The 12,732-nt window shown below is 67.8% G+C and carries 10 protein-coding genes; 2 read left to right on the top strand and 8 right to left on the bottom strand.

The features are described from left to right. Positions 1–190: 190 nt before the first annotated feature. Positions 191–2,314 carry a protein-disulfide reductase DsbD family protein gene (locus tag FBZ88_RS11955; RefSeq protein ID WP_211102625.1) on the top strand — a complete coding sequence of 708 codons (2,124 nt, stop codon included), beginning with the start codon at positions 191–193 and terminating at the stop codon, positions 2,312–2,314. Between the two features lie 46 nt (positions 2,315–2,360). Here the strand turns inward: FBZ88_RS11955 and FBZ88_RS11960 are convergent, their stop codons facing one another. From FBZ88_RS11960 to FBZ88_RS11980, 5 genes are all read right to left on the bottom strand, one after another. Beyond that, positions 2,361–2,900 carry a GNAT family N-acetyltransferase gene (locus FBZ88_RS11960; protein WP_145617101.1) on the bottom strand — a complete coding sequence of 180 codons (540 nt, stop codon included), beginning with the start codon at positions 2,898–2,900 and terminating at the stop codon, positions 2,361–2,363. After that, positions 2,897–3,172, bottom strand: coding sequence for a type II toxin-antitoxin system TacA family antitoxin (locus tag FBZ88_RS11965; protein WP_145617103.1), 276 nt, complete (start codon positions 3,170–3,172; stop codon positions 2,897–2,899). Before FBZ88_RS11965 ends, FBZ88_RS11960 begins: the two co-directional genes overlap by 4 nt. A gap of 90 nt (positions 3,173–3,262) precedes the next feature. Continuing rightward, positions 3,263–5,194: a hypothetical protein gene (locus FBZ88_RS11970; RefSeq protein WP_145617105.1), complete on the bottom strand. Its 1,932-nt coding sequence runs from the start codon at positions 5,192–5,194 to the stop codon at positions 3,263–3,265. A 96-nt stretch (positions 5,195–5,290) separates the two neighbouring features. Next, positions 5,291–5,956, bottom strand: coding sequence for a 2OG-Fe(II) oxygenase family protein (locus tag FBZ88_RS11975; RefSeq protein ID WP_145617108.1), 666 nt, complete (start codon positions 5,954–5,956; stop codon positions 5,291–5,293). Between the two features lie 209 nt (positions 5,957–6,165). After that, positions 6,166–7,092, bottom strand: coding sequence for a mitochondrial fission ELM1 family protein (locus FBZ88_RS11980; RefSeq protein ID WP_145617110.1), 927 nt, complete (start codon positions 7,090–7,092; stop codon positions 6,166–6,168). A gap of 231 nt (positions 7,093–7,323) precedes the next feature. On the opposite strand from FBZ88_RS11980, the gene FBZ88_RS11985 reads away from it, so the two are divergent. Then, positions 7,324–7,839, top strand: a complete 516-nt coding sequence (locus tag FBZ88_RS11985) for an Lrp/AsnC family transcriptional regulator (protein ID WP_145617111.1) — start codon at positions 7,324–7,326, stop codon at positions 7,837–7,839. Positions 7,840–7,931: 92 nt separating this feature from the next. On the opposite strand, the gene greA is transcribed toward FBZ88_RS11985, so the two are convergent. From greA to FBZ88_RS12000, 3 genes are all read right to left on the bottom strand, one after another. Further along, on the bottom strand, positions 7,932–8,405 hold the full coding sequence (gene greA / locus FBZ88_RS11990) for a transcription elongation factor GreA (RefSeq protein ID WP_145617113.1): 474 nt from the start codon (positions 8,403–8,405) through the stop codon (positions 7,932–7,934). 159 nt (positions 8,406–8,564) lie between these two features. Continuing rightward, complete coding sequence (gene carB / locus FBZ88_RS11995; protein WP_145617114.1) at positions 8,565–11,858, bottom strand: carbamoyl-phosphate synthase large subunit; 3,294 nt, start codon at positions 11,856–11,858, stop codon at positions 8,565–8,567. A 246-nt stretch (positions 11,859–12,104) separates the two neighbouring features. Then, positions 12,105–12,725, bottom strand: coding sequence for a hypothetical protein (locus FBZ88_RS12000; RefSeq protein WP_145617116.1), 621 nt, complete (start codon positions 12,723–12,725; stop codon positions 12,105–12,107). Positions 12,726–12,732: the final 7 nt, after the last annotated feature.

A 12,732-nucleotide genomic window follows, 5' to 3' on the forward strand; every position in this document is an offset into this window, starting at 1 on the left:
CCCTGGGCTCAACGCCAGACGTCACAGATAAGACCATGCAGCCCTGCGAAGGTGTGGGGGCTGGGGGGCGTCAAGGGTGCGGCCATTCCCCCATGGCGGCAGCCGCCCTCATGCACTACATGAGGGGGAAGGGTTTGCGGATGAACGATGGAAGACGGCGGCGGTGATGGGCGGTTTCAGGAAATGGGCGGTGTATCTCGTGGCGCTCGCCGGCTTCACGGCCGCGTCCGCGTCGGCCGCCCCGGTACAGACCGAGCACACCGTCAGCCAGCTGGTGGCGGAGGGCCCCGCCGTTCCGGGCCAGCCGCTGTGGGTGGCGCTGGACCAGAAGCTGCAGGATGGCTGGCATACCTATTGGATCAATCCTGGCGACTCGGGCCTGCCGACAGAGGTCAACTGGACCCTGCCGACCGGCTGGAAGGCCGGTCCGCTGAACTTCCCGGCCCCGCACCGTTTCACCACCGGCCCGCTGGTCAACTACGGCTATGAAAAGGCCACCCGCGTGCTGGCCCGCCTGGACGTGCCGGCCGATGCCAAGCCGGGCGACACCGTCACCCTGACGGCCGCCGCCAACTGGCTGATCTGCGCCGACGTCTGCGTGCCCGAGGACGCCACCCTGACCCTGGAGGTGCCGGTCGCTGCCTCAGGGGGCGCCGGCGGTACCCCCGACCCGGCCGTGGCACCGCTGTTCGCGGAGGCGCGGGCGGCCCTGCCGGTGCCCAGCCCCTACGCCGCCAGCGTTAGCGCCACCAAGACCGCCGTCACCGTGCGCTTGGCCGCCCCCGGCCTGACGGCAGACCAGGTCAAGGACGCCTACTTCTTCGCCGAGAACCCCGACCTGGTGGAGGCGGGCGCGCCGCAGCAGCTGGCCGTCACCAAGGACGGCCTGACCCTGACCCTGAAACCTACCGGCCGCGCCACGCCCGGCCCGGTAAATGGCATCCTGGAGGTGACGGAACTGGTGAACGGCCAGCCCACCACCCAGGCGCTGGCCATCGCCATCCCCGCCGATGGCGTGGGGGCTGCGCCGGCCGGCGGTGGCGTGGCGGCGGACACCGGCAACGCGCCCGTCCTGCCCCTGTGGCAGGCCGTGCTGTTCGCCTGCCTGGGGGGCATGGTCCTGAACCTGATGCCCTGCGTCTTCCCCGTGCTGTCGATGAAGGCCATGGCCCTGGTGCGCCACCAGGGCGCTCACGCCCGGCTGCACGGCCTGGTCTACACCGCGGGCGTGCTGGCTTGCTTCGCCGCCATCGCCATCGTACTGATGGCCTTGCGCGCCGGTGGGCAGGAGATCGGCTGGGGCTTCCAGCTGCAGTCCCCCCTGGTGGTGGCGGTGCTGGCCTATGTCATGCTGCTGCTGGGCCTCAGCATGTCGGGCGTCTTCACCGTGGGCGACCAGTTCATGGGTGTGGGGCAGGGGCTGACCCAGGGGGACGGCTATGCCGGCTCCTTCTTCACCGGCGTGCTGGCCTCCGTCGTCGCCACGCCGTGCACGGCGCCCTTCATGGGGGCGGCCGTAGGCTACGCCCTGGTCCAGCCCTGGTATGTGGCGCTGGCTGTCTTCCTGGCGCTGGGCTTCGGCATGGCCTTGCCCTTCCTGGCGCTGGCCTGCAGCCCATGGCTGCTGCGCCACCTGCCCAAGCCCGGCGCGTGGATGGAGCGGCTGAAGCAGGTGCTGGCCTTCCCCCTGTACGGCTCCGCCGCCTGGCTGGTCTGGGTGTTCGCGGTGCAGGTGGGGGCGCCCGGCATGACCGGCATCCTGGTCGGCCTGGTGCTGGTGGGCTTTGCCGCCTGGCTCTATGGCGTCACGCATTATGCCGAGGGCTGGGGCCGGCGCGGCGGCGCCCTGGCGGCCCTGGTGGCCCTGGTGCTGGCGGTGGCGGCCGTGGTGCCGCAGGCGGGGGGCAACGCTGCGCCGGCGGCGGGCGGCAAGGCTGTGGCGATGACCGACGGGTTCGAGGCCTTCTCCCCGGCCACCCTGGACAAGCTGCGCGCCGACGGCCGGCCGGTGCTGGTGGACTTCACCGCCGCCTGGTGCATCACCTGCCTGGTGAACGAGCGCGTGGCCCTATCCAGCGACACGGTGCACCAGGCGCTGAAGGGCCACAACGTAGCCCTGCTGAAGGGCGATTGGACCAACCGCGACGCCGAAATCACCCGCGTGCTGCAGGCCCACGGCCGCAGCGGCGTGCCCCTTTACCTATTCTACCGCCCCGGCCAGGCCGAGCCGGACGTCTGGCCGCAGATCCTGACCGAGGCGCAGGTGCTGGAAGCCGTGGGCAACCTGCCGAAGCAGAGCGCCAGCGCGCAGTAAGGGCGGGGGCTTCCCGGTTCAGGGGGCTTGCAGGGCCCCGCGCTGCCTACAACGGTGGCAGTCCGGCGGCGACACGAGCTTTGTTGTATTCCGCGTAGGACATGACAAGGGAAAGCGGCTGGTCGTCCAGCGGCAGGGCGCCATAACGGGCGTACCACGCCGCCGCCGCTGCGTCCTTGGCGTCAATCAGCAGGGCGGTGCCGCCCACCTGGGCCGAAACAAGCATGCAGCGTTCCATCGCACATGCCAGCAGGTGGCCGCCCAGACTCCGGCCCTGATGGGCCTTGGCCACGGCCAAGCGCGCGAGGCGAAAGCCACCTAATGCATAACGGCCCCCGCCGCTCGGCCGGGCGGCGAGGGGTACCTGGTGCAAATCCACATGGCCCGGGCTGATGGTGTAGAAGCCGAGAATGGTCTTTCCGTCGGTTGCCTTGATCGCGCAATAGGTCTTCGCCGCGCCATTCTCATGCGACTGGCGGGCGTATTGAGCGATGAAGAGATTGAGGTCCGTCTGTCCGCAGTCAAAGCCCTTGCGGTCGTGCTTTTTATCGATGGCCTCTTCGCGCCAAGCTGGAAGCCCGGTCACTTGGCCTGCCGGTCCTTCAAGATGGCGACCATATGCGGATTGGGCTCACGCGGATTGTCCAGGAGGTCAAGTACCTTCCGGGTGTCACGCTCCGATAGCGCGATCCGTTCCGCGCGTTCGATCACCAAGTCCGCCGCCCGCAACGAATTGCGAAGCAGGAAATCCTTGAGGGTCGTGTGTTCCAGCGCGGCCGCCCGGACAAGGCGCGCCTTCTCCAGCGGTGGAATATCCATCGAGAACCGGCCGTTGTCGTCAACGCTTGCCCGAGGCATGGCGGTCAGTCCCTCTCTTCATGATCATCGTTTGTATCACGAAGAGAGGGTGAACGGCAATCTGATGCGCTTTCAAAGCGCATCGTGGTTTTAGAACCCGAACATATGATCCAGCGCGAAGGCTCCATTCGCGCCGTCGCGGATCAGGCCGTGATAGCCGAACAGGCGGCAGGTGGTGTCGCGAATCAGGACATAGGCGTCGCGGCCCGCTTCCTTGACCTCACTGCTGGTGAAGGTCTGGCCCACGCGGAAGTGGAAACTGCCGGAGCAGGCGATGGTCACCGTGCGGCGGGCGACCTCCTCCCCATCCTTGGTCATCAGGATCAAGGCGGTGTTGGAGCGTGCGTTCCACGGCGTGCTGGCCGGGTAGATCAGGTGGCACAGCGTATCCACGTCGGCCGCCATGCCGGTGCGCAGGAACAGGCGGGTGGACAGGCCCGGCGCCCGGCCGGAATAGGACTGCGGCTCGTTCTTATAAGTCAGCACCGTGTTGAACATATGGGCGCCGAAGCTGGTCTCCGCCGCGTGGCCGCTGACACCGTCCTCATAGCGGAACAGGGCGTGCAGCCAGCCGTCGGCGTCGTTCTCGCCGGCGGCGAAGTCGTAGATCAGCTCCAGATGGCCATAGCCGGAGGGCAGGCTCCTGCCATCCAGGATGTCGGCCGCCTCGAACACCGTCTCATGGTCGCGCGGCAGGCGGCCCAGGTCGCGGCGCGCCACTTCCGTGCCGTCGGCGTCATAGACGATGGCGGTCAGCGGCAGGTGATCTTGCGTGGTGCCCATCGGGGTGGGCAGGGCGATGGTGCGGAAGCGGCCGGCCGGGAAGATGGGGGCGGGCAGGATGAAGCCCTTGCCCATCAGGTTGGTCAGGGTGGCCAGCTTGGGGTCCGGCTTCAGGTCCACGCGTTCCACGTTCGGGTGGGCGATGCGGTGGCGGGTGGCGCCGGCGGCGTCGGTGCGGATGACCTCGTAGCGGGGGCGGACGAAGTGCTTGCCGGCGCGGATTTCCACCTGCTGTGGCCAGCGGGCGTCGGGCAGCAGGCTCGCCACGTCCAGGGCGAAGGTGGCGTAAGGCGGCACCTCGCGGTCCAGTTCCACCGCCGTGTCATGGCCCATGAGGTTCAGGGCCACGGCCCCGGCGGGGATGGGGCAGGGGTGGCTGTTCTGCACCCACAGGATCACGCGCTCATCCGCGCGCGGGGCGGGCAGGCCGGCGTAGAAGTCCGACGGCCAGGCGTTGGCATCATGGGTACAAGACAGGGTGTCGGCGGTGTCGCCATAAGTGTCCAGCGCGTACTTCACCACATCGTGGCCGGCGGCGCCCACCACATGGATGAACAGCTGGCCCGTGAATTCCGGCAGGTCGAACTTTTTGCGCACAGCCGCGCTGTCGATGACCACGGTGCCGTCGGCGCCCGGCAGCTCCTGGGTCCAGCGCGCCAGCACCTGGCCGTGCTCGCCGAACAGGCAGAGCCACAGATAGGGCTCGGCGGCGCCGTAGCTGGACCAGTAGTTGGCCGTGACCACCCGGGTGTGGTGGCCGGCGCCATCGCGGAAGAAGGCGTAGTTGGTGGCGAAATTCAGGGGCGCCAGATAGGTGCGGCGGTCGGTCAGCAGGTCGGCCGGCAGCTTCAGCGGGTCCAGGGAGTAGACCTTGGCACCCGCGGGGATCAGGTGCTGGATATGGGTCACCAGGCGATCGGCGTCGAAGGCCGCCACGAACACGGCGTCCACCTCGGTACCGGCCAGAGCGGTCACCGGCTGGGCCGGTCGACCCAGCAGCGGTTCGCCGATCTTGTCCACGTTCTGGGCGTAGACCGCCGCCACGTCGACACCACTGAGGTGGTGAATCTCGTCGAACGGCTCCAGCATGTTCAGCGGATCGTAGACGGCGACCCGGCCGGCGGCCCGCAGATCGGCGAGCAGCGCCTGGGCCGGTTCCGCCGCCAGCGGATGGCCGATGGCCTTGAAATAGCTGCTGCCGCCGGTGACGTTGCTGAAGGTTTCGATCTTGAGGGGCATGGACGGGTCCAAATGACAAGGGAACCGCCGGCCCTCAAGCAGGCCGGCGGTGACACATCAGGGCGTTATACGGGCAGATGGGCCGTTTTCACAGATTCAGCGGAAGGGGTTCAGGCGCTTCATCTTGGCCGATAGGGCGTGGCGGAATTGTTCCCGCTTCACCACGCCGTCATCCTGGACCCAGTTCAGCTGGATGACGCGGCGCGGGCCGACGAAGCTGGTGTGGCCGTGCCAGGCGTTGGGACCGTTGAGGAAGGCCAACAGGGTGCCCTCGGCCGGTGGGATCTCGGTCACCGCGTTATCCAGGCTTTCCGGCCCGCGCAGCAGGCGCAGGCGACCGTCCGACGTTTCCCAGGACGGGTTCATGTAGAGCAGGACGGTGATGATCTTGCTCTTGCTATCCACGTGGATCTGGCCGTCCTGGGCCTTGGCCCGGCCGCGCACCGTCACCATGGTGGGATGCCCGGTCAGGTCGATTCCGAACTTCTCCTCGAACGCCGCCGTCATGGCCGGGCCCTGAATTTCCTCCAGCAGCGCTGCGAAGGCCGGGCCAAAGTTAAGCTCCCGCGAGGGGAAGCTGCCGGCCTGCTCGATCTCGGGGAAATCGCGGTGGATGGCCTCGCGCGCCTCCGCGCGCACGAAGCCGGGGATGATCAGGTGGTCGAAGGGGTCGTGGGACAGGGGGGTGGCGCGAAAGGCGTCCAGGTCGATGGCGCGGCCCGGGACCGTCGCGGGGGAGGAGGTGGCGGGGGTGCCGATCATGGTCCTGCTTCTTCCAAGGCTGGCGCCTGATGGGCACCGGGGTTGGATCGTACGTTAGAATCGTTCTTGCTGAGACTGGCTCGCAAATACCTCACCCCAGATGGGGCGGCGGCGCATCGGGGTCAATGCCGGTACCACGCGATTGGCCCACCCCAGCAATGGACAGGCCCACCATAGCACGGGCTGCGTCCCCGCGCCCCGTCGGGGTTTCAGTGCCGGGCGGCCATGCGCCGCAGCACCTCGGCCGCCACGCGGGGCGTGTCGTCCAGGGGCGTGGGCGTCCAGTTTTCCACCGCGCCGGTGAAGGGGCGGGTGACGCCGCGCTCCACCATCAGCTGGTGGAATCGGTCGAACTTGGCCGACTTGCCTTCCAGGGCGATGACATAGACGGGTTTGCCGGTGCTGGCCGCCTCCGACACCATGGACACGCTGTCGCCGGTGCACAGCACGGCGTCGGCCAGGCCCAGATAGCCGAAATAGGGGTTGGCGCCGGCACCGTCCCAGACCACGGCTGGCAATCCCTGCAGGTGCTGGCGCAGCACCGCTTCGTTTTCAGCTCCCGTGCGGCGCGAGGGCGTCACCATCAGCCCCAAACCCTGGCGGGCAAGGGCGGCCAGCCGGTCGGCCAACTGCGCGGTCACTGCCGGCGTCAGCTGGTAGACACCGTTGGAGCCACCCACCAGCACGGCCACGCGCGGGCGGGGCAGGTGATCCAGCAGGGGCGCGAACTTGGCCGCCTCCGCCGCCAGGCGCCCCGCCGTCACCCGGTGCAGGGCGCCCAGGCTCTCCATCACGTTGGGCCCGGTCTTGCGGTCATGGGCCGGCATGACCACCAGGTCCAGCCAGCCGAAGGGCACGCCTGGGTTCTGGATGTGGACGCAGAAAGTGCGGCGCCCATTCCCCCCACCGGCACTTCGCCGGCGAATGGCCAGGGCGGCGCCCACCGCCTGCCGGCCGGAGGTGATCAGCAGATCCGGCCAGGGCGGCGCCAGGGTGTCGGAGTCGGGGGTGAGGCCGTGGTTGAGGCTCAGCGGCAGGTAGGGGCTGAGCTGGCGCCAGGGCGTCTGAAGGCGGATGCGCTTGACCGTCGGCGTGGCGCCCACGGCCTCCGCCAGGCCCAGGCACTGGTTTTCCATGCCGGCCTTGCCATCGGATAAAACCCAGCAGGTGGGCGGGGTTGCGGGCTGTGGGGCTGGGGCGGCGGCGGGGGCCGCAATTGGGCTCTGGGCGTTCATGGCGCCAGTGTACCGCGCAACACCAAAGGATGGGACCGTTTCGCGCGCAACAATCTTTCTTGCCTGGGGGCGGCGGGCAATCTATGTAATATCCTTTCAACCCCACCCCTCCCGGGAGCACAAGACAATACCATGCGGCGGGTCAAACTCGACCGAATTGATCGGCGTATCCTGCGCGACTTGCAGGCGGACGGCCGAATGACCAACGTGGAACTCGCCCGGCGGGCCGGCATTTCTGCGCCCCCCTGCCTGCGGCGCGTCCGCGCGCTGGAAGAGGCGGGCTTCATCCGGGGCTACCATGCGGACATCAACCCCGAGGCCCTGGGCTTTGGCGTCACGGTGTTCGCGCAGGTGGGCCTGTCTTCCCAGGCGGAAGCGGACCTGAAGAAGTTCGAAGGCATGGTCAACAGCTGGCCCGAGGTTCGGGAATGCAGCATGCTGGCCGGCGAAACCGACTTCCTGCTGAAGATCGTGGCCGCGGACTGGGACAGCTACCAGCGCTTCCTGACGACCAAGCTGACCGCGGCCCCCAACGTCAGCCACGTGAAGTCGGCCCTGGCCATCCGCCAGTCCAAGTATACCCCCGGCGTTCCCATCGACGTCGACGTGGGCCCTGAGGTCCTGGACGACGAGGAAGACGAGGAATAAGCCCCGTCTTTCGGTCCTGCCGATAGCCATAAAGAAAGGCCCCCGCCGGATCGTCCAGCGGGGGCCTTTCTTTTCAGCGCGGGAGTTCCGCGTCAGCGGAAGGCGATTTCCACGATCTCGTAGCTCTTGGAGCCGCCGGGCGTGGTCACCTCGACATTGTCGCCGACATGCTTGCCGATCAGCGCACGCGCCAGCGGGCTGGTGATCGACAGGAAGCCGTTCTTGATGTCGCTCTCGTCGGCGCCCACGATCTGGTAGGTGGACTCCTCGTCCGTGTCCTCATCCGCCAAACGGATGGTGGCCCCGAACTTCACGGCATTGCCGGTCAGCTTGCTGACGTCGATCACCTCGGCCCGGCTGATCTTGTCTTCCAGCTCCATGACGCGGCCTTCGATGAAGCTCTGGCGCTCACGGGCGGCATGGTACTCCGCGTTTTCCGACAGGTCGCCGTGCTCGCGCGCCTCGGCGATGGCCTTGATCACGGCCGGCCGCTCGATGACCTTCAGATGCTTCAGTTCTTCCTGGAGGCGGGTGTAACCCGCAAACGTCATCGGGATTTTTTCCATAGCCTTCGATATTCCGTTACTCAGAACCCAGGGGATCTTGCCCTGGGGCGAGCCCCGAGGGGCCGCATCGCGACAACGAGAAACCCTCCCGAGGGTGATCTTGATCCCGGGATGGCGGCCGGTCGGCCGTCATCCCCTGGTCGATCGATCACCCGCAGGTTAGTAAGTCCCGCTCAGATAGGACTGAAGCGGCGCAACCTCAAGGCTGCCGGTGCGCAGCGCCGAGATGGCGTCCACGGCGGCGCGGGCCCCCGCGACCGTCGTGTAATAGGGAATGTTATTGACGAGTGCGGTGCGGCGCAAGCTGAAGCTGTCGGAGACGGCTTGTGCGCCTTCCGTGGTGTTGAACACCAGCTGCACCTCACCGTCGATCATGGCGTCGACGATGTGGGGCTGGCCTTCCAGCACCTTGTTGATCTGGCTGACGGGGATGCCGGCCGCCGACAGCACCTTGGCGGTGCCGCAGGTGGCGACGATCCTGAAGCCCATGTCGACCAGGCGACGGGCCACCGGAACCAGGTGCGGCTTGTCTCGTTCCCGAACCGAAATGAACACCGTGCCGGTGGTCGGCAGGGTCACGCCGGCGCCCAGCTGGGCCTTGGCGAAAGCCATGGCGAAGTTGGGATCCAGGCCCATGACCTCACCGGTGGACCGCATCTCCGGCCCCAGCAGGATGTCGACGCCGGGGAAACGGTTGAAGGGGAACACCGCCTCCTTCACCGCCGTGTGCGACGGGAAGGCGCCGCCCAGCTTGAAGTCAGCCAATTTTTCGCCGGCCATGACGCGGGCGGCGATCTTGGCGATGGCGGTGCCGGTGGCCTTGGCGACGAAGGGCACGGTGCGCGAGGCGCGCGGGTTCACTTCCAGGATGTAGATGTCCTGGCCGGCCGGGCCGTTGCCGTCCGGATTCGCCTTGATGGCGAACTGGATGTTCATCAGGCCGACGACGTTCAGGCCGTGGGCCAGGGCCTCGGCCTGGCGGGACAGCTCGTCCACCACCGGCTTGGGCAAGGTGTAAGGGGGCAGGGCGCAGGCGCTGTCGCCGGAATGGATACCGGCTTCCTCGATGTGCTCCATCACGCCGGCGACGTAGACCTGGGTGCCGTCGCAGACGGCGTCCACATCCACCTCGATGGCGTCCTGAAGGTAGCTGTCGATCAGCACGGGGTTCTTGCCCGACACCTTCACGGCGTTGCCCATGTAGCGCTTCAGGCCGGCCTGGTCATGGACGATCTCCATGGCGCGGCCGCCCAGCACATAGGACGGGCGGATGACGACGGGGAAGCCGATCTGCTCCGCCACCTTCTCCGCCTCTTCCAGGGAGCGGGCCAGGCCGTTGGCCGGCTGGCGCAGGTTCAGCTTGTGCAGCAACTGCTGGAAACGCTCGCGGTCCTCGGCCAGGTCGATGGCGTCCGGGCTGGTGCCCAGGATGGGGATGCCGGCCTCTTCCAGGTCGCGGGCCAGCTTCAGCGGCGTCTGGCCGCCCAGCTGCACGATGACGCCCAGCACCTCGCCGTTGGCCTGCTCCGTCCGCACCAGCTCGATCACGTCCTCGGCCGTCAGCGGCTCGAAGTACAGGCGATCGGCGGTGTCGTAGTCGGTGGAGACGGTCTCGGGGTTGCAGTTGACCATGATGGTCTCATAGCCGGCCTCGCGCAGGGCGTAGACGGCATGGACGCAGCAATAGTCGAACTCGATGCCCTGGCCGATGCGGTTGGGACCGCCGCCCAGGATGACAACCTTCTTCTTGTCCGTCGGCTCGGATTCGCACTCGCCGGCCACGCTGCCGTCACCCTCGTACGTGGAGTACATGTAGGGCGTCTTGCTGGCGAATTCGGCGGCGCAGGTATCGATGCGCTTGAACACCGGGCGGATGTTGAAGCCCCGGCGGGCTGCGGCCACGGCGGCCTCGGTGGCGCCGGTCAGGGTGGCCAGGCGGGCGTCGGAGAAACCCTGGGCCTTCAGCTTGGCGAAGTCGCGCTGGGTCAGGGCGGCCAAGCCCCCCTTCTGGACGGCGGCCTTCACACCGGCCTCAGCCTGCACGACCTCTTCGATCTGGCGCAGGAACCAGGGGTCGACACGGCAGGCGGCGTGGATTTCCTCCACCGTCAGGCCATGGCGGAAGGCCTGGGCAATGACCAGGATGCGGTCGTGCGTGGGCTTGGACAGGGCGGCCCGGATCTTCAGCGGATCGACCACGCCGGTGCCGCCGGTCAGATCCACCTCGTCGAAGCCGGTCAGCCCGGTTTCCATGGAGCGCAGGGCCTTCTGCACCGATTCGGCGAAGCTGCGGCCGATGGACATGGCCTCGCCCACCGACTTCATGGACGTGGTCAGCAGGGCGTCGGCGCCGGGGAACTTCTCGAACGCGAAGCGCGGCATCTTGGTGACGACATAATCGATCGTCGGCTCGAAGCTGGCCGGCGTGGACCCGGTGATGTCGTTGTCCAGCTCGTCCAGGGTATAGCCCACGGCCAGCTTGGCGGCGATCTTGGCGATGGGGAAGCCGGTGGCCTTGGACGCCAGCGCGGACGAGCGGCTGACGCGCGGGTTCATCTCGATGACGACGACGCGGCCGTTCTCCGGGTTCACGGCGAACTGGACGTTGGACCCGCCGGTGTCGACCCCGATCTCGCGCAGCACGGCGATCGAGGCGTTGCGCATCAGCTGGTATTCCTTGTCGGTCAGCGTCAGCGCGGGCGCCACGGTGACGCTGTCACCGGTGTGGATGCCCATGGGGTCGATGTTTTCGATGGAGCAGATGATGATGCAGTTGTCGCGGCAGTCGCGCACAACCTCCATCTCATACTCCTTCCAGCCCAGGACCGATTCCTCGACCAGGACCTCGCCCACCGGGCTGGCGCGCAGGCCGCCGCGGACGATGTCGACGTATTCCGCCTTGTTGTAGGCGATGCCGCCGCCGGTGCCGGCCAGGGTGAAGCTGGGGCGGATGATGGCGGGCAGGCCGACATAGGCCAGGGCGTCGGCGGCCTCGGCCTCCGACTTCACCATGCGCGACTTGGGGCTTTCCAGGCCGATCTTGTCCATGGCGTCACGGAACAGCAGGCGGTCCTCCGCCTTCTCGATGACGTCGGCCTTGGCGCCGATCAGCTTGACCCCCAGCCGATCCAGCGTGCCGTCGTGGAACAGCTTCAGCGCCGTGTTCAGCGCCGTCTGGCCGCCCATGGTGGGCAGCAGGGCGTCGGGGCGTTCCTTCTCCAGGATCTTGGCGACGATGGCGGGGGTGATGGGCTCGACGTAGGTGGCGTCGGCCAGGCCCGGGTCGGTCATGATGGTGGCGGGGTTGGAGTTGACCAGGATGACCCGGTACCCCTCTTCCTTCAGCGCCTTGCACGCCTGCACACCGGAATAATCGAATTCGCAAGCCTGGCCGATGATGATCGGGCCGGCGCCGATGATGCAGATGGACTTGATGTCTGTGCGTTTAGGCATGAGGGTCAGCCGCCATTTTTTGAATTCTACCGTCCGGTCAGTCCGGCCCAACCCGACGGGGGCTCCAGACTCCGGCCACACAAAACAATCCCCCGCCCTGGAATGGTGGCGCGGGGGATTGTTCGGCTGAGCCGCTTATATAAAGGGCCCCCGCCCCGGGGGGAAGCGCTGCATATGGGGTGGGGGGGTGCGCCTACCGCAACCCGCGGGGTCAAACCAGGGCTTGATCCTATGGAAACCAGCGACTTAGGGGGCCTGGGGCGCGGGGGCCGAGACCGGAGTGACGCCGTTGGCGGCAGGATTCGGCGCGGCCGGGTCCTTGCCGTAGCCGCCGCCGGGTCCGTAGTACCAGGGCAGCAGCACGTCCTGCCGGGCGGTGTAGACGGTGCAGCGGGCCGTATCTTGCTTGTCGAAGAAATAGACCGTGCCGGCCTCGCGCTTGCGGTCGGGGTCCACCAGGTTGATGGCCCAGGTGCCATAGGCCACGCCCAGTGGGTTCTCCTTGGGGCCGAAGGCGCGGTACAGCATGTCGACGCGCTGGATGAAGCGGCCGCGCCGGCAGGCGTCCGACAGCTCGCGCGACACCGTCATCATGCGCGACGCCGGGCCGGCGAAGGCATAGACGATGCGCGGCTGGGTATAGCGCGGCGGCAGGGGCAGGGCCACGGCCGGCGGCGGGCTGGGGTCGTAGGGGCCGGCGCCCAAGTGGCCCGCCTGGGGCTGCGCCAGCTTGAGCCCGTCATGCGGCGGGGTGGGGCGCACCATCCACTGCGTGGGCGTGGCCGGCGCGGTCTGCGCATGCAGGGGCGCCGCAGCCGAAATGGCTGTCGCCAGGAAAGCCGGAAGCGGGACAGAAGAGAGCCGCATCACTTGA

Origin of the sequence: Nitrospirillum bahiense, from assembly GCF_007828025.1 — a bacterium.
In the GTDB taxonomy this organism is placed as follows: Bacteria; Pseudomonadota; Alphaproteobacteria; order Azospirillales; family Azospirillaceae; genus Nitrospirillum; species Nitrospirillum amazonense.